This window comes from Marmoricola sp. Leaf446 (assembly GCF_001424755.1).
In the GTDB taxonomy this organism is placed as follows: domain Bacteria; phylum Actinomycetota; class Actinomycetes; order Propionibacteriales; family Nocardioidaceae; genus Marmoricola.
The window spans coordinates 723,885-740,663 of the sequence record NZ_LMRF01000001.1; the positions used below are offsets into that span (position 1 = coordinate 723,885).

Here is a 16,779-nt window from a genome sequence, read left to right on the forward strand (position 1 = left end):
CACGCGGCCCGGGAGGTGTTCCCGCGCCCCCGAGTGGTCTAGCCGGGAGTGGCCCAGTCGGTGGGCCGAACCAGCCGGGCCCGGTCGGCGGTGGGGACGGCCGGGTGGGTCAGGGGGCGGTGGAGGGCTGCGCTCCGGGGGCCGACGGGCTGGTGCCCGAGGTGGGCGTCGGGTCCGCCGACGGCGTGGGCTCGGCCGTTTCCGTGGGGTCGGCCGTCGGCGTGGGCTCGGCCGTGGGGGTGGGCTCCGTGGTCGGCGTGGGCTCCGAGGTGCTCTCGTCGGTCGTCGTGTCGTCCTGGGTGGGCGCCTCGGACGGTGTCGGCTGCTCGGTCTCCCGGCCCGAGGAGCTGCGGTCGACGACTGAGGTGACGGTCGTGCGGCCAGCGTCGTCGTCGCCCGCCAGCGAGGCGAGCGAGCGGCCGGTGAGTCCTTCGAAGGAGGTGATGACGACCAGCGCGACCAGCATCACGGCCGCGCTGGCCAGGGCGACCTTGCCCCAGGGCAGGTCGACGCGGCGGGGGTCGAGGCGGGCGAGCAGCCCGCCCTGCGCCGCCTCGGCCTCGGCGGTGGCCTGCTCGACGTGGGCCTCCACCGCGGCCAGCTGCTGGGTGCGCGAGGTCCCGCTGGTGCGGGCCACGGCCGCGGAGATCAGCGAGGCCTCACGGACCTGGGCCGCGCGGCGGCGCACGGCCTCGGCGGAGCGCTTGAGCGAGTAGGAGTACGTCGCGGCGCCGACCGTGGCGACCACGCTGCCGACGCCGGCGCCGATCAGCGTGCCGGCGGTGCCGAGCCAGGAGGCGAAGAAGGCAGCGGAGACCGCGGCCAGCGCGCTCGCCATGACCTGGATGGGGGAGAGGTCGAGCTTGCGGGGGGTGTCGTCGTCAGTCATCGTCCTCAGACGTCGTGGATCGGGGGTGCGTGCGGGCGTTACCCAGGTAGGACGTCCGGGACCCCGTCGAGGTTTCCCGATCGTGCCGTGACATCGCCCACGTCGGCCCGGCCAGGGCCCGGTTCAGGCCCGGCGGCGGGCCGCCAGCAGGCGGGGCACGAGCAGCAGCAGGCCCAGGACGGGCAGCACCGTGAGCAGCAGCAGCGCCCCGTCGACGCCGAGCACGTCGCCGAGCCCGCCCACGACGGCCGAGCCGATGCCGCCGCCGACCAGGAAGAACAGCGTCGCGATGCCGAGGGCCACGCCGCGGACGTCGTCGGCGACCGCGTCGCCGACCGCCTCCATCAGTGCGGGCTGGCCGAGCCCGAAGGCGAAGGTGACCACGACCACGGCGGTCACGAGCAGCGGCGCGGAGGTCTGTCGCGCCCCGAGGGAGGCGACGAGCAGGGCGACGGCGGTGACGCCGGCGGCGAGGGCGAGCGCTGGACCGGCGCCGATGCGCGCCAGGATCGGGCCGGCGAGACGCGGGGCGGCCAGCCCGGTCAGAGCACTGGGCAGCAGCGCCACCCCGACCTGCCAGGGCTCCCAGCCGGCGGCCACGAGCACCGCGGGCACGGCGATCAGCAGGGCGAACCAGGCCGCGGGGACCGCGCCGGCGGCCAGGGCGCTGCGCACCACGGTGGCGTTGCGGATCACGCTGACCGGGAGGAAGCCGTGGGGGCGGCGGCGCACCCACATCGCCACGGCCGGGGCGCCCAGCACGGCCAGCGCGGCGCCGACCGCCGCGACGACGGGGCCGGTGGAGGGCGACTGCACGAGCAGCACGACGCCGGCCGCCGTCGCGGCCACGAGCACCGCGCCGACCAGGTCGAGGCGGGCGCCGGACCCGTCGGTCGGCACCGAGCGCCAGAGCAGCGGCAGCAGCAGCGCGCCGAGCATCGGCAGCGCGATCACGGCCCGCCAGCCCAGCAGGCCCTCGACGACGCCGCCCGCCAGCGGCCCGAGGCAGCTCACGGCGGCGGCGATGCCGGCGACCCGGCCGAGCGCGAACCCGCGGGCGGAGCCGGAGAAGCGGGCGCTCACCAGTGCCACGCCCAGGGTCGGGACGGCCGCGGCCCCGGCTCCTTGCAGGACGCGCGCGGCGAGCAGGACGCCGAAGTCGGGCGACAGTGCGCCCGCCAGCGCCCCGGCCGTCATCAAGGTGACGCCGACGAGCAGGGGCAGCCGCAGGCCGACCAGGTCGGAGACCCGGCCGTAGACCGCGGTCGCGACGGCGAGCATCAGCGCGTAGAGGCTGATCGCCCAGGCGCTGACGCCGGTGGAGACGTCGAGGTCGGCGGCCACGGTGGGCAACGCGATCGCGGCCGAGGAGCTGCCCAGGCCGGCCAGCCCGAAGAGCAGGCCGACCAGGACGGGGACCCGGGCCGGGCCGGGCGCGGCGGCGTCGGCGGTGGCGTCGCGCGGGGCGGTGGCGGATGACATCGCCGGACTTAACGGTCGCGCCCGCCGTGTCATTCCTGCGCGGTGCGGTCGGCGCTGCGTGCCAGCACCTCGAGCACCGCGTCGAGGGCGAACCGGTTCCAGGTGTCCTGCCGGGCCAGCATGTAGTGCCCGAGCCGGCCCAGGTCGGTGAACTCCGCCGAGGCGGCGACCGGGCGGGCGCGCTCGGCGTAGGCCCGGGTCGCGCGCGCCGAGGTGATCTTGTCCCGGCTGCCGTGGCCCAGCAGCAGGTGGCGTCCCGCGAGCGCGCCGATCGGGTCGCCCGGCTCCAGCCAGGGCGCCAGCCCGACGACGCCGACGACGGCCGGGTGGTCGGCCACGCGGACCGACGTACGCCCGCCCATGGAGTGCCCGAGCAGCACCACCGGCGCGCCGGGGTGCTCGCAGGCCAGCTCGCCCAGGGCCCAGCGGGCGTCGGGCACGGGCGAGGGCTCGGGGCCGGCCCCCTCGTTCCAGCCGCGGACGGCGTAGCGCAGGAGGTACGTCGCGACGCCGTGCTCGGCGAGCCGCGGCTCCAGCACGTCGCGCATCCGGCCGGTGCGCCACAGCGAGGCGCTGCGCGGGCCCACCTCCTGCAGGCCGTGCTGGGCGCCCCCGTGGAGCATCAGCACCACGGCCCCGGGCGCGCGGGGGCTCAGCGAGGCGTCGGGGGGCAGCAGCGAGGGTGCGGGCACGTGCTCATCCAATCGGGCGGCTGGTGGGACCGGGTGCGGTTCGGCGCGACCGGCGTCGGCGGATGGGTGTCGGTGGGGCACGGCAAGATGGCACCCGTGAGCAAGAGCAGCGACGTGGACGCTCCCGACACCACCCCGGACCCCGCCCCGGCCCAGGACCCGCAGGCCGACCTGCGCCAGGAGCACCGGCGCCTGGCCGAGGAGGTCGACCAGGCGCGCTGGCGCTACTACGTGCTCGACGACCCGACGCTCTCCGACGCCGACTTCGACTCCCGGATGCGCCGCCTGGAGGAGCTCGAGGACCAGCTGCCCGACCTGCGCACCCCCGACTCACCGACGCAGCAGGTCGGCGGCGCGGTCTCGACCGAGTTCACGGCCGTCGACCACCTGCAGCGCATGGAGAGCCTCGACAACGCGTTCTCGACCGAGGAGCTCGCCTCCTGGGCCCAGCGCCTGGTCCGCGACGGCATCACCGACCCGGCCTACCTCTGCGAGCTCAAGGTCGACGGGCTGGCGATCAACCTGCTCTACGAGGACGGCCGCCTGGTGCGGGCGCTGACCCGCGGCGACGGCCGCACGGGCGAGGACGTCACGCCCAACGTCAAGACCATCGACGCGGTGCCGCACCGGCTGCACGACAGCGAGGAGTTCCCGACGCCGCGGCTGCTCGAGGTGCGCGGCGAGGTGTTCCTGCCCGTCCGGGCCTTCGAGCGGCTCAACGAGGCCATGACCGAGGCCGGCAAGCCGATGTTCGCCAACCCGCGCAACGCCGCCGCGGGCTCGCTGCGGCAGAAGGACCCACGGGTCACCGCGACCCGCGCCCTGGGGATGGTCTGCCACGGCATCGGCGCGCGCGAGGGCTTCGAACCGGCCGCGCAGTCGCAGGCCTACGCCGCGCTGCAGGCCTGGGGGCTGCCCACCTCCGACCAGGTCGAGGTGGTCACCGGCCTCGACGCGGTGGAGGCCTACGTCGAGCACGTCGGCGAGCAGCGCCACACGATCGTGCCCTACGAGATCGACGGCGTCGTGGTGAAGGTCGACGACGTCACCCTGCAGCGGCGGCTGGGCTCCACGAGTCGCGCGCCGCGCTGGGCCATCGCGTTCAAGTACCCGCCCGAGGAGGTCAACGCCGAGCTGCTCGACATCTCGGTCAACGTGGGTCGCACCGGTCGGGTGACGCCCTTCGGCGTGATGGTGCCGACCAAGGTCGCCGGCTCCACGGTGGAGAACGCCACCCTCCACAACGCCCACGAGGTGAGGCGCAAGGACGTCCGACCCGGCGACACGGTGATCCTGCGCAAGGCCGGCGACGTGATCCCCGAGATCCTCGGCCCGGTGCTGGCGCTGCGTCCCGAGGGCCTGCCGGAGTGGGAGATGCCGACCGAGTGCCCCGCGTGCGGCACGACGCTCGCCCAGCAGAAGGAGGGCGACAAGGACCTCCGCTGCCCCAATCACGAGCACTGCCCCGCCCAGGTGCGCGAGCGCGTCTTCCACGTCGCCGGGCGCGGCGCCTTCGACATCGAGGGCCTGGGCTACGAGGCGGCGGTCGCCCTGCTCGACGCGGGTGCGATCGCCAACGAGGGCGACGTGTTCGACCTCGACGAGGCCAAGGTCCTGACCGCGCCGCTGTTCACCCGCGCACCCAAGAAGGGTGAGGAGGGGCCGCAGCTCAGCGCCAACGGGCAACGGCTGCTCGACAACCTGCGGCGCCGGCTCGACGTCCCGCTGTGGCGGGTCCTGGTGGCGCTCTCCATCCGCCACGTCGGCCCCACGGCGGCCCGGGCGCTCGCGCAGGAGTTCGGCTCGATGGCCGCCATCCGCGGCGCGTCCGAGGCCGAGCTGGCCGCGGCCGAGGGCGTCGGGCCGACCATCGCCGCAGCGGTGATCGAGTGGTTCGCCGAGCCGTGGCACGTGCGCATCGTCGACACCTGGGAGGCCTCGGGAGTCTCGATGGCCGACGAGCGCGACGAGTCGGTGCCCCGCACCCTCGAGGGCCTGACCATCGTGGCGACCGGCTCGCTCCAGGACTTCAGCCGCGACTCGGTCAAGGAGGCGATCATCAGCCGCGGCGGCAAGGCGTCGGGGTCGGTGTCGAAGAAGACCGACTACGTCGTGGTCGGCGAGAACGCCGGCTCCAAGGCCGAGAAGGCCGAGCAGCTCGGCGTCCCGGTGCTCGACGAGGCGGGGTTCAAGCGGCTGCTGGCCGAGGGGCCGCCACCGGCGCCCGACGCCGAGGCCGAGGCCGAGGCCGAGGCCGAGGAGACCTCCTAGCGCCACACGGCGGCCACGACCGCCTCGGCCACGGCCCGCTGCTCGGCGGCGAACGGGTGGAAGGCCAGCGCCCGCTGCTGGTCGGTGGTGGCGCCGTTGACCCAGGGGTCCTCGGCGCAGATGTCGTGCCCCTCGGTGGCGGCGGCCACGTCGACGTAGGTCGCCCCGGCCCGGCGGGCGGCGGTCCGCACCGCGTCGTTGAGCTCGGTGTTCAGGCGCGCCGCGGCCGCCTGGCTCGCCGCCGACAGCGGCAGCGCGTCGCACGCGTCCCCGGCGACGATGACGGGGTAGCCCACGGCCAGCACCCGGGCGTCCGGCGCGCGTCGGGCCGCCAGCCGGAGCACGCGCGCCAGGTCGGTGGCGGTGCGGCCCAGCCGCTCGCGCAGCCGGGACTCGGTCGCCGCCGAGATCGGGCGCGAGCAGTCGGTGGCGGCGACCCCGGGCCGGCCGCACTGGCCGACGAGGGTGGAGAACACGCCGCCGTCGTTGCCGCCCATCGAGACCGTGACGAGCTCGGCGTCGGGCCCGAGCGCGTCGGCCTGCGGGGGCACGCCGTCGAGCTGGGGTCGGCGTACGTCACTGGTGTCGGCGCCCGCGCAGCTGACGTCGGTCAGCCGGGCGCCCAGCGCCTCGGCGACCTGGGCGGGGTAGTTGTCGTCGGAGCGGAAGCAGCCGCCGGCCACGTCGGTCTGCGGCACGAAGGGCGCCGAGGTGTAGGAGTCACCCAGGGCGACGTACGACGGGCCGCCCGACCCGTCCGCGGGGGCGGCCGCCGACGGCTCGGAGGACGGAGCGGACGACGGGGCCGGCTCAGGAGTGCCCGTCCCCGCCCCGCAGCCCGACAGCAGCAGCGCCGCCGCGAGACCTCCGGCGAGCGCGGTCGCGCGGGGACGAGGGGGCAGCGGGGGGAGGAGACGCACGCACCTAGGATGACGGGCATGCCTGACATCAGCCGGGAGCAGGTGCGCCATCTGGCCGACCTCGCCCGCATCGAGCTCGACGACGCCGAGCTGGACCACCTCGCGCCGCAGCTCTCCGTGATCCTCGAGTCGGTCGCCTCCATCAGCGAGGTGGCCACCGACGACGTGCCGCCGACCAGCCACCCGCTGCCGGTGACCAACGTGTTCCGCGAGGACGTCGTGCGGCCCTCGCTCACGCCGGAGCAGGCGCTCTCGGGCGCCCCGGCGGTGGAGGAGCAGCGCTTCGCGGTGCCGCGGATCCTGGGGGACGAGCAGTGAGCGCGCCCCTGATCGAGCGCTCCGCCGCGGCCCTGGCCGACGCCCTCGCCTCGGGCGAGACGACCAGCGTCGAGCTGACCCAGGCATTCCTGAGGCGGATCGCGGCCGTCGACGGCGCCGTCCACGCCTTCCTCCACGTCGACGCCGAGGGCGCGCTGGCCGCGGCCCGCGCCTCCGACGAGCGCCGCGCGGCCGGCACCCCTGCCTCCGCGCTCGACGGCGTGCCCGTCGCGGTCAAGGACGTGCTCGCCACCGAGGGGCTGCCGACCACGTGCGGCTCGCGGATCCTCGAGGGCTGGCGTCCGCCGTACGACGCCACGGTGGTCGCGCGCCTCAAGGCCGCCGGCCTGCCGATCCTGGGCAAGACCAACATGGACGAGTTCGCGATGGGCTCCTCGACCGAGCACTCGGCGTACGGCCCCACGCACAACCCGTGGGACCTCGACCGGATCCCCGGCGGCTCCGGAGGCGGCTCGGCCGCCGCGGTCGCCGCCTTCGAGGCGCCGCTCGCGATCGGCACCGACACCGGCGGCTCGATCCGCCAGCCCGGTGCGGTCACCGGCACCGTGGGCGTGAAGCCGACCTACGGCGGGGTCTCGCGCTACGGCCTGGTCGCCATGGCCAACAGCCTCGACCAGGCCGGTCCGGTCACCCGCACGGTGCTCGACGCGGCGCTGCTGCACGAGGTGATCGGCGGGCACGACCCGCTGGACTCCACCAGCATCGACCAGCCGCTGCCCGCGGTCGTCGACGCGGCCCGGGCGGGCGCCGAGGTCGACCTGGCCGGCCTGCGGGTCGGCATCGTCGCCGAGCTCGGCGGCGAGGGCTACCAGCCCGGCGTCCAGCAGCGCTTCGACGAGGCCGTCGAGCTGCTGGTCGAGGCCGGCGCCGAGGTCGTGCAGGTCAGCTGCCCGAGCTTCGTGCACGCGCTGGCGGCCTACTACCTGGTGATGCCGAGCGAGGCGTCGTCCAACCTGGCCCGCTTCGACGCGATGCGCTACGGCCTGCGGGTGCTGCCCGAGGGCGTGGACTCCCCGAGCGCCGAGGACGTCATGCGCGCCACCCGCGACGCCGGGTTCGGCGACGAGGTCAAGCGCCGCATCATCCTGGGCACCTACGCGCTCTCCAGCGGCTACTACGACGCCTACTACGGCTCCGCCCAGCAGGTCCGCACCCTGATCAGCCGCGACTTCGCGGCCGCGTTCGAGCGCGCCGACGTGCTGGTCTCCCCGACCTCGCCGACCACGGCGTTCAAGCTGGGGGAGAAGCTCGACGACCCGCTGGCGATGTACCTCAACGACGTCGCCACCATCCCGGCCAACCTCGCCGGGGTGCCCGGCATCTCGGTCCCCGCCGGGCTGGCCGCGGAGGACGACCTGCCGGTCGGCTTCCAGGTCCTGGCCCCGGCGACGGCCGACGACCGCCTCTACCGCGTCGGCGCGGCCCTCGAGGCCCTGCTCGAGCAGCAGTGGGGCGGCCCGCTGCTGAGCGCGGACCAGCTCGCACTCGAGACCGAGGAGCACGCATGAGCACCCCGACCGAGCTGGTCGACTACGACGAGGCGCTGGCGTCGTACGACCCGGCGATGGGCCTGGAGGTCCACGTCGAGCTCAACACCGCCACCAAGATGTTCTGCGGCTGCCCGGCCGTCTTCGGGGCTGCGCCCAACACCCAGACCTGCCCGACCTGCCTGGGGCTGCCCGGCTCGATGCCGGCCGTCAACGCCCGCGCGGTCGAGTCCGCGATCCGGATCGGTCTGGCGCTGAACTGCGAGATCGCCGAGTGGTGCCGGTTCGCCCGGAAGAACTACTTCTACCCGGACATGCCGAAGAACTTCCAGACCAGCCAGTACGACGAGCCCATCGCCTTCGACGGCTGGACCGACGTCGAGGTGGTGACCGCCGACGGCACCGAGACCTTCCGCGTCGAGATCGAGCGCGCCCACATGGAGGAGGACACCGGCAAGTCGCTCCACGTGGGCGGCACGACCGGTCGCATCCACGGCGCGGACTACTCCCTGGTCGACTACAACCGCGCCGGCATCCCCCTGATCGAGATCGTGACCCGCCCGATCGTCGGGGCCGGGGACAAGGCGCCGGCCGTGGCCCGGGCCTACGTCGCGCACCTGCGCGACCTGATCGTCGGGCTGGGCGTCTCCGAGGCCCGGATGGACCAGGGCAACCTGCGTGCTGACGTCAACCTGTCGCTCTCGCCCGCCGGGTCCGGCACGCTCGGCACCCGCACCGAGACCAAGAACGTCAACTCCTTCCGCTCGGTCGAGCGGGCCGCGCGCTACGAGGTCTCGCGCCAGGCCGCGATCCTGCGGGCCGGGGGCTCCATCACCCAGGAGACCCGTCACTGGCACGAGGACACCGGCGTGACCACCTCGGGCCGCGAGAAGTCCGACGCCGAGGACTACCGCTACTTCCCCGAGCCCGACCTGGTGCCCGTCGCGCCGTCACGGGAGTGGGTCGAGGAGCTGCGGGCGACCCTGCCCGAGCCCCCGCGCGCCCGCCGCTCGCGGCTGCAGCAGGAGTGGGGCTTCTCCGACCTGGAGATGCGCGACACCGTCGGCGCCGGCGCGCTCGGCCTCGTCGAGGAGACCGTCGCCTGCGGCGCCAGCCCCCAGTCGGCGCGCAAGTGGTGGCTCTCGGAGCTGGCCCGCCGCGCCAACGAGACCGGCACCGACCTCGCCGCGCTGCCGATCGGCCCGGTCGACGTCGCCCGCATCCAGGCGCTCGTCGACGAGGGCAAGATCAACGACAAGCTCGCCCGCCAGGTCTTCGACGGCGTCCTCGCCGGCGAGGGCACCCCCGACGAGGTGGTCGCCTCCCGCGGGCTCGCGGTCGTCTCCGACGACGGCGCGCTCGGCGAGGCCGTCGACCGCGCCATCGAGGCCAACCCCGACGTGGCCGCCAAGATCCGCGACGGCAAGGTGGCCGCCGCCGGTGCGCTGATCGGCGCGGTGATGAAGGAGATGCGCGGCCAGGCCGACGCCGGCCGGGTGCGCGAGCTGATCGTCGAGCGCCTGTCCTGAGGTGGTCGACGGCCAGCACACCGCCCGGGTGACTCGCCTCACCTCGTGGGGTGAGCCGCCCGGTGCTAGCGTGACAACGCCCCTGTGAGGGGTACCCACCACTGCTTGTCCCCGCGGGGGAAGCCGGTCCGAAGCCGGCGCTGACCCGCAACCGTGGGCCGCCCCGACCGGGCGGCGAGCCGGAACACCCGACGGGGACACGACCCACCGATGCTGTCGCGGAACGCAGCGGGTGCACCCCGGCCCGGGGTCCCTCCCGCTGCCCCGTGGGAAGGACACATGACCACCGCCCCCCGTCCCGACGCGAGGACCAGCCGCGCGCGCGTCCTCGCCCCGTCCGTCCTGGCGGCGCTCGCCGGGCTGCTCGTCCTCGCCGGGCTCGCCGGCCCGGCCTCGGCCGCGACCGGCGTGCGGTCAGCCGACGCCGAGGGCTCGCTGTGCTCCGACGGCCAGGGCGTCAGCGTCGTGGTCGACCCCGGCTCCCTGGGCGGGGCCGTCCAGCAGGACTGCGTCGAGGACGGCGGCGGCCAGCTCGCCACCGACGTCTTCGCCTCGGCCGGCCACGAGCTGACCCCGGTCGGTGAGTTCCCCGGCGCGGCCTGCAAGGTCGACGGCGAGCCCGCCGACGCCGCGTGCCAGTCGATGCCCCCGGCCGACGCCTACTGGGGCCTCTACCTCGCCACCGGCGACACCTGGGACTACGCACCCAAGGGCGCCGACGAGCTGACGCTCGAGGACGGCGCCTTCGTGGCCTTCGCCTGGCAGGACAGCTCGGAGTCGACCCCGCCGTCGGTCGAGCCGGTCGCGGCCTCCGGGTCCGCCTCCGGGTCCGCCTCGGCCTCGCCGTCGCCCTCGACCGGTGCCGACCTCGACAGCCCCGACTCCGGCGACAGCACCGCGGAGAACGCCGTCGAGAGCACGGACGACAACGACCTCAGCCAGTTCATCCCGATCGCCGTGATCGTGCTCCTCGTCCTCGTCGTGGGGTTCCTGCTGCTGCGCCGCCGACGCGACGCCGGCGAGGGGTGACCCTGAGGTGACCCGGCGGTGGCAGCCACGGTGAGCGGGTCGCGCCCGGCGCGCGACCTGCACCCCGCGGCGTGGTGGCTGTGGGCCCTCGGGCTCGCGGCCGCCGCCACCGCCACCACCAACCCGGTGCTGCTGCTCGGGCTGGTGGGCGTGGCGTCGCTGACCGTCGCGCTGCGCCGCTCCGACCACCCCTGGTCGGCCTCCTTCACGCTCTACCTCTGGCTCGGCGCCGCCGTGGTCGTGGTGCGTGTCGTGCTCCGTCTGCTGCTGGGTGGCGGCGGGGGCGGCACGGCCTGGCTCGACCTGCCGGAGGTGCCGCTGCCCGACTGGGTCGCCGGCATCCGGCTGCTGGGGCCGGTCACGCAGGAGTCGTTCCTCGCCGGGCTCTACGACGGCCTCCGGCTGGCCACCCTGCTGATCTGCGTGGGCGCCGCCAACGCGCTGGCCAACCCCAAGCGACTGCTGCGCTCGCTGCCCCCGGCCCTCTACGAGGTCGGGACGGCCGTCGTCGTCGCCGTGGCGCTGCTGCCGCAGCTGGCCGACAGCCTGCGCCGCGTCCGCGCCGCCCGGCAGCTGCGCGGCGTGCCCGGCGGCCGGCTGCGGCGGCTGCGCGGCGTGGTCGTCCCGGTGCTGGAGGACGCCCTGGAGCGCTCGATGGCGCTGGCGGCGGGCATGGACGCCCGCGGCTACGGCCGGGTCGGCGCGCTCGGCCGCGGCCGGCGTACGACGACGGGGGGACTGCTGCTGCTCGGGCTGTGCGGCATCTGCATGGGCAGCTACGCCCTGCTCGACCAGACCGCCCCGCGCTGGCTCGTCGGCGGCGGGCTGGGCCTGGGGGTGCTGCTGGCGGCGGTGGGGCTCTGGTCGGCCGGCCGTCGCGTGCGCCGCACCCGCTACCGCCCCGACCGCTGGCGGGCCGAGGAGGTCGTGGTCGCGCTCACCGGGATCGTCGTGGCCTGGGCGCTGCGCGACGCCGTGCCGCTGCGCGTCCTGACCCCCGCCCTCGACGCCGCGCCCCCGGTCACCGCGACCGCTCTTCTCGTCGTCGTCGCGGGGCTGCTGGCCGTCGTGGTCGCGCCGCCGCCGGCGCTGTCGGACCCCGACGACCGCGGCGCCGCGGCGGCCCGCCGCCACGCCCACCGGGCCCGGCCGGGCCGCGGTCAGGAGGTGACCCGTGCTGGAGCTGCGTGAGGTCACCTTCCGCTACGACCCGGCGGCCCCGCCGGTGCTGGCCGGGGTCGACCTGACGCTGGACGAGGGCGAGCTGGTGCTGGTCGCCGGGCGCACCGGGGTGGGCAAGTCGACCCTGCTCGGGGTCCTCAACGGGCTGGTCCCGGCCTTCACCGGCGGGCTGCTCTCGGGCGACGTGCTGCTCGACGGGTCGAGCGTGCTGCACCTGCCACCGCGCGACCGCGCCCACGTCGTCGGCTACGTCGGCCAGGACCCGACCGCCGGCTTCGTCACCGACACCGTCGAGGAGGAGCTGGCCTACGGCATGGAGCAGCTCGGCCTCGACCCGGCCACCATGCGCCGCCGTGTCGAGGAGACCCTCGACCTGCTCGGGATCGCCGAGCTGCGGGGCCGTGACCTCCGCGCCCTGTCCGGGGGCCAGCAGCAGCGGGTGGCGATCGGCTCGGTGCTCACGATGCACCCCCGGCTGCTGGTGCTCGACGAGCCGACCTCGGCGCTGGACCCCACGGCCGCGGAGGACGTGCTGGCCACGCTCACCCGGCTGGTGCACGACCTGGGCGTGACCGTGGTGGTGGCCGAGCACCGGCTCGAGCGGGTGGTGCCCTTCGTCGACCGGGTGGTGCTCGTCGAGGGCGACGGCCGGGTCCGCGCGGGAGACCCCGCCGAGATGCTCGAGCGCTCCCCGGTGGCCCCGCCCATCGTCGAGCTGGGCCGGTGGGCCGGCTGGTCGCCGCTGCCGCTCAGCGTCCGCGACGCCCGCCGCCGTGCGTCCCGGCTCGCGCTCGTGCCCCGAGCCGCCGAGGCGCTGCCCCCGACCCGCCCGGCGCTGGTGGCACGCGGCGTCTCGGTGCTCCACGGCCGGCGTACGACGCTCCTCGGGGTCGACCTCACCGTCGGCCGCGGCCAGGTGACCGCGCTGATGGGCCGCAACGGCTCGGGCAAGTCGACGCTGCTCTGGACGCTCCAGGGCACGCGCTCCCGGGCCGCCGGGAGCGTGCTGGTCGGTGGCACCGACCCCGCCACCCTGCCCGCCGCCGGGCGACGACGGCTGGTCGGGCTGGTCCCGCAGACCGCGGCCGACCTGCTCTACCTCGAGACCGTGGAGGACGAGTGCGCCGCCGCGGACGCCGAGGCCGAGCAGCCGTCCGGGACGGCCTCGCGGCTGCTGGAGCGGCTGGTGCCCGGCGTCGACCGCCGCGCCCACCCCCGCGACCTGTCCGAGGGCCAGCGACTCGCCGTCGTGCTGGCCGTGGTGCTGACGGCCCGCCCCGAGGTGCTGCTGCTCGACGAGCCCACCCGAGGCCTGGACTACCCCGGCAAGCAGGCCCTGGCCGAGGTGCTGACCGGCCTCGCCGTCGCCGACCGGGCCGTGCTGGTGGCCACCCACGACGTCGAGTTCGTGGCCCAGGTCGCCGACCAGGTGGTCGTGCTCGCCCAGGGCGAGGTGGTCTCGGCCGGCCCCACCGCCCGGGTCGTGGCCGAGTCGCCGGCCTTCGCGCCGCAGGTGCACAAGATCCTCGGTGGTGCCTGGCTCACGGTGGCCCAGGTCGTGGCCGGCTCGACCGGAGAGGGCCGGTGAGCGCGCCGGTGCGCGACCCCGCGTCGCTCGGCCGTGCCGACCCGCCCGGGCTGCGGCTGCGGCCGCGCTCGGCGCTGGTGCTCGGGCTGGCCTCGCTGGCCGGGGTGGTGATGTTCTGCTGGCCGCTGCTGCTGCAGGTGCCGCCCGACTCCGACACCGTGCAGCCGCCGTTCGTCTTCATGCTGCTGCTGCCGGTGGTGATCGTGGTCTGCCTCGCGGAGTTCAGCGAGGGCGGCATGGACTCCAAGGTCCTGGCCGTGCTGGCGGTGCTGACGGCCGTCAACGCGGTGATGCGCGGGCTCTCGGCCGGGGTCGGCGGCATCGAGCTGGTGTTCTTCCTGCTGATCCTCGGCGGTCGCGTCTTCGGCGCCGGGTTCGGCTTCGTGCTCGGCTGCACCTCGCTGTTCGCCTCGGCGCTGCTGACCGGGGGAGTCGGGTCCTGGCTGCCGTTCCAGATGATGGCCTCGGCCTGGGTGGGCACCGGGGCCGGGCTGCTGCCACGCCGGGTCCGGGGTCGCGCGGAGGTGGCGATGCTGGTGCTCTACGGCGTCGCCGCGGCGTACGTCTTCGGGCTGGCCATGAACCTCACCAGCTGGCCCTTCGCGCTCGGGATCTCGGTGCCGGGCCACGAGGGCGGGCTGGCGTTCGTGCCCGGCGACCCGCTGCTGGAGAACCTCCGGCGCTTCGGCGTGTACACGCTGCTGACCTCGACGGGGAGCTGGGACACCGGTCGGGCGGTGACGACCGCGGTCGCGTTGGTGGTGCTGGGACCGGCGGTGCTGGCCACGCTGCGGCGCGCCGTACGCCGGGCCACGGTGGTCCGCGTCGGGCCCGTGGACACCGCCGCCCCGGCTGGGCCCGGCCGCTAGCCTCGCCGCATGAAGAGGCTGGTCGCCCTGCTCGTCGCCCCCGTCGTCGTGCTCGCCGGGTGTGGTGGTGGGGGCGAGGCGACCGAGCCCGAGGTGAGCGAGACGCCGTCGCCGGGCACCGCCGACACCGGCTCGGCCAGCGCCTCGCCGACGCCGTCGGAGACCGGCGAGGCCCGCTCGGCCCGTCCCGAGGTCGTCGGCACCGTCGCGCGCGGGCTGCAGGCCCCGTGGGGCATCGACTTCCTGCCCGACGGCTCCGCGCTGGTGACCGAGCGCGACACCGAGCGGGTGTTCCAGGTCGGCGACGGCGAGGTCACCCGGGTGGGCGAGCTCGGCCAGGCCGAGCCCGACGGCGAGGGCGGGCTGCTCGGCGTCGCGGTGTCGCCGTCGTACGCCGAGGACGCGAGCGTCTTCTTCTACCTCACCACCGGCGACGACAACCGCGTGGTGCGGGCGACCTTCCGCGACGGTCGGCTCGGCGAGGCGACGCCCGTGCTGACCGACATCCCGCGCAACAGCTACCACGACGGCGGCCGGCTGCTCTTCGGCCCCGACGACATGCTCTACGTCTCCACCGGCGACGCCGGGGACACCGACAACGCCCAGGACCTCGAGTCGCTCGGCGGCAAGATCCTGCGGATCACCCCCGAGGGCGAGCCGGCGCCGGGCAACCCCGACCCGGAGTCGCCGGTCTGGTCCTACGGCCACCGCAACGTCCAGGGCCTCGCCTTCGACGACCAGGACCGGCTCTGGGCCTCGGAGTTCGGCGACCAGACCTGGGACGAGCTCAACCTGATCGAGAAGGGCGGCAACTACGGCTGGCCCGAGGTCGAGGGCCGCGACGGCGAGCTCGACGGCGCGATCGGGCCGCAGGTGCAGTGGGCCACCGACGACAGCTCCCCGTCGGGCCTCGCCTTCGTCGACGGCCGGGTCTGGCTAGGGGCGCTGCAGGGCCAGCGGCTGTGGCGCGTCGACGTGGAGGGCGAGGGGGCGCAGGACCAGCGGGGCTTCTTCGTCGGTGACTACGGCCGGATCCGCACCGTCGCGACCGCACCCGACGGCCGGCTGTGGGTGACCACGTCCAACCGCGACGGCCGGGGCGAGCCGACCCGCGAGGACGACCGGATCCTGCTGGTCGACCCCTAGGACACCGTGCCGTCCTGGGTCCGGGGCGAGTCCGGGACCCGGGCGAGCAGCGCCAGCAGCTCGGCGTGCACCTCCGAGGGCCGCTCCATCGGCAGGAAGTGGGTGGCGCGCAGCAGGCGGAAGGTCGCGCCGGGGATCCGCTCGGCGGCGGTGCGCATGTCGTGGGCCGAGGCGAGCACGTCGGTGCGGCCGGCCAGGAAGCTGGTCGGCACCGAGATCCTCCGCAGCGAGACCCGGGCGTGCCGCGAGGAGTGGTAGGCCAGGTGCATGTACCACTCCACCGGGGTGGTCAGGAACTCGCGCACGGCCCGGCGCGAGAGCGCCTCGTCGGCGACCGGGGCCATGAAGCCGCTGTGGGTGAGCAGGTGCAGTGCCCGCGGGCCGATCGCGAGCTGCGAGGACCACGGGCTGACCGCCCGGCCGACGGTCATGGCGGCCCGCGTGAGGTTGACCGTCAGCGGCTTGCGCAGCGGCCGGGGGATGCGCAGCGGGGCGCCCATCGAGGCGAAGGTGTCGCCGGGCACCCCTCCCACCGCGTAGAGGCCCGTGACGCGGTCGGGGTGTCGCACGGCCACCTCGAACATCGTGTTGACGCCCATCGACCAGCCCATCAGCACGCAGGCGCCGATGCCGGCGTCGTCCATCACCGCGATCGCGTCCTCGGCGAAGGCGTCGATCCCGACGCGCTCGCGGTCGGCCGGGCGCTCCGAGCCGCCGGTGCCACGGTGGTTCCACGACACCACCCGGACCCCGCAGCCGGGGTCGAGCAGCGAGGGCCAGGCGTAGGGGTTGGTGCCGAGCCCGTTGCACAGCAGCACCGTCGGGCCCTCGACGTCGTTGGTCCACGCCTGCAACACGGTCCCGTCGGCGCTCTTGACGGGGTAGTAGCGCAGCGCCAGCCCCTCGTCGGCCGAGGGGGCGAGCGCGAGCGGGCGGGGACGGTGACGGGCCATGGGCGCAGTGTGCCGGACCGCGGACCTGCGTGCGGGGGATCGACCCGCCCGTCCCGGGGGACGGGCCCCGGTCCAGGTGGTGTCCTCAGCCCAGGGCGGAGGTCCGGGACGCGGGGGCCATGACGCCGGTGCGGTGGGCGACCACCGTCTCGACGTACGCCGCCACCTCGTCGCGCTCGCGACGCTGGGCGGCAAGGGCGGTGGACGCGGCCATCGCGTTGCGGCAGGCGGCCTGCTGGCTGCGCTCGGCCCAGCCGGCCAGGGGGCTGCGCGGGGCTCGGAGCGGTGCGACGAGGTGGAACATCGTGGTCTCCCCTGGTGGTGCTCTCCCGGAAGGTCCAACCTAGGCAGCGGAGGGGTCCGCGGCGTCTCCGTCGTGTGACGAGTGCGTGAACGAACCCGA

General features: G+C 75.5%; 15 protein-coding genes and 1 riboswitch. Of the genes, 9 read left to right on the forward strand and 6 right to left on the reverse strand.

Annotation, left to right across the window (positions count from 1 at the left end):
* Positions 1-109: 109 nt before the first annotated feature.
* The 3 genes from ASG49_RS18475 to ASG49_RS03365 form a co-directional block, all read right to left on the reverse strand.
* Complete coding sequence (locus ASG49_RS18475) at positions 110-889, reverse strand: hypothetical protein (RefSeq protein ID WP_056537070.1); 780 nt, start codon at positions 887-889, stop codon at positions 110-112.
* 123 nt (positions 890-1,012) lie between these two features.
* A complete protein-coding gene (locus ASG49_RS03360; protein WP_056537073.1) occupies positions 1,013-2,371 on the reverse strand; it encodes an MFS transporter in 1,359 nt (452 codons plus the stop codon).
* A gap of 29 nt (positions 2,372-2,400) precedes the next feature.
* Positions 2,401-3,063, reverse strand: a complete 663-nt coding sequence (locus ASG49_RS03365; protein ID WP_235561884.1) for an alpha/beta hydrolase — start codon at positions 3,061-3,063, stop codon at positions 2,401-2,403.
* 87 nt (positions 3,064-3,150) lie between these two features.
* Here ASG49_RS03365 and ligA point away from each other — a divergent pair, with 87 nt between their 5' ends.
* Complete coding sequence (gene ligA, locus ASG49_RS03370; protein WP_082533902.1) at positions 3,151-5,334, forward strand: NAD-dependent DNA ligase LigA; 2,184 nt, start codon at positions 3,151-3,153, stop codon at positions 5,332-5,334.
* On the opposite strand, the gene ASG49_RS03375 is transcribed toward ligA, so the two are convergent.
* Entirely contained in the window at positions 5,331-6,254 is a 924-nt protein-coding gene (locus ASG49_RS03375; protein WP_056537077.1) for an SGNH/GDSL hydrolase family protein, read from the reverse strand. The genes ligA and ASG49_RS03375 overlap by 4 nt on opposite strands.
* A gap of 18 nt (positions 6,255-6,272) precedes the next feature.
* On the opposite strand from ASG49_RS03375, the gene gatC reads away from it, so the two are divergent.
* The 8 genes from gatC (at position 6,273) to ASG49_RS03415 (ending at position 15,423) form a co-directional block, all read left to right on the forward strand.
* Positions 6,273-6,572 carry an Asp-tRNA(Asn)/Glu-tRNA(Gln) amidotransferase subunit GatC gene (gene gatC / locus ASG49_RS03380; protein ID WP_056537080.1) on the forward strand — a complete coding sequence of 100 codons (300 nt, stop codon included), beginning with the start codon at positions 6,273-6,275 and terminating at the stop codon, positions 6,570-6,572.
* Entirely contained in the window at positions 6,569-8,101 is a 1,533-nt protein-coding gene (gatA, locus tag ASG49_RS03385; RefSeq protein WP_056537083.1) for an Asp-tRNA(Asn)/Glu-tRNA(Gln) amidotransferase subunit GatA, read from the forward strand. The genes gatC and gatA overlap by 4 nt, the downstream gene beginning before the upstream one ends.
* Complete coding sequence (gene gatB, locus ASG49_RS03390; protein ID WP_056537086.1) at positions 8,098-9,609, forward strand: Asp-tRNA(Asn)/Glu-tRNA(Gln) amidotransferase subunit GatB; 1,512 nt, start codon at positions 8,098-8,100, stop codon at positions 9,607-9,609. Before gatA ends, gatB begins: the two co-directional genes overlap by 4 nt.
* A gap of 116 nt (positions 9,610-9,725) precedes the next feature.
* Positions 9,726-9,799, forward strand: a riboswitch (cobalamin riboswitch).
* 89 nt (positions 9,800-9,888) lie between these two features.
* Positions 9,889-10,638 carry a hypothetical protein gene (locus ASG49_RS03395; protein ID WP_056537089.1) on the forward strand — a complete coding sequence of 250 codons (750 nt, stop codon included), beginning with the start codon at positions 9,889-9,891 and terminating at the stop codon, positions 10,636-10,638.
* Positions 10,639-10,656: 18 nt separating this feature from the next.
* Positions 10,657-11,829: an energy-coupling factor transporter transmembrane component T gene (locus ASG49_RS03400; RefSeq protein ID WP_082533743.1), complete on the forward strand. Its 1,173-nt coding sequence runs from the start codon at positions 10,657-10,659 to the stop codon at positions 11,827-11,829.
* Positions 11,813-13,408: an ABC transporter ATP-binding protein gene (locus ASG49_RS03405; protein WP_056537092.1), complete on the forward strand. Its 1,596-nt coding sequence runs from the start codon at positions 11,813-11,815 to the stop codon at positions 13,406-13,408. Before ASG49_RS03400 ends, ASG49_RS03405 begins: the two co-directional genes overlap by 17 nt.
* The gene (locus tag ASG49_RS03410) at positions 13,405-14,277 is read left to right on the forward strand and encodes an ECF transporter S component (protein WP_235561886.1); all 873 of its coding nucleotides are present in this window, start codon (positions 13,405-13,407) and stop codon (positions 14,275-14,277) included. Before ASG49_RS03405 ends, ASG49_RS03410 begins: the two co-directional genes overlap by 4 nt.
* Before the next feature lie 9 nt (positions 14,278-14,286).
* The gene (locus ASG49_RS03415; protein ID WP_056537094.1) at positions 14,287-15,423 is read left to right on the forward strand and encodes a sorbosone dehydrogenase family protein; all 1,137 of its coding nucleotides are present in this window, start codon (positions 14,287-14,289) and stop codon (positions 15,421-15,423) included.
* Here the strand turns inward: ASG49_RS03415 and ASG49_RS03420 are convergent.
* Positions 15,420-16,376, reverse strand: coding sequence for an alpha/beta fold hydrolase (locus ASG49_RS03420; protein WP_056537097.1), 957 nt, complete (start codon positions 16,374-16,376; stop codon positions 15,420-15,422). The genes ASG49_RS03415 and ASG49_RS03420 overlap by 4 nt on opposite strands.
* 85 nt (positions 16,377-16,461) lie before the next feature.
* Complete coding sequence (locus ASG49_RS03425; RefSeq protein WP_056537100.1) at positions 16,462-16,680, reverse strand: hypothetical protein; 219 nt, start codon at positions 16,678-16,680, stop codon at positions 16,462-16,464.
* Between the last annotated feature and the right edge of the window lie 99 nt (positions 16,681-16,779).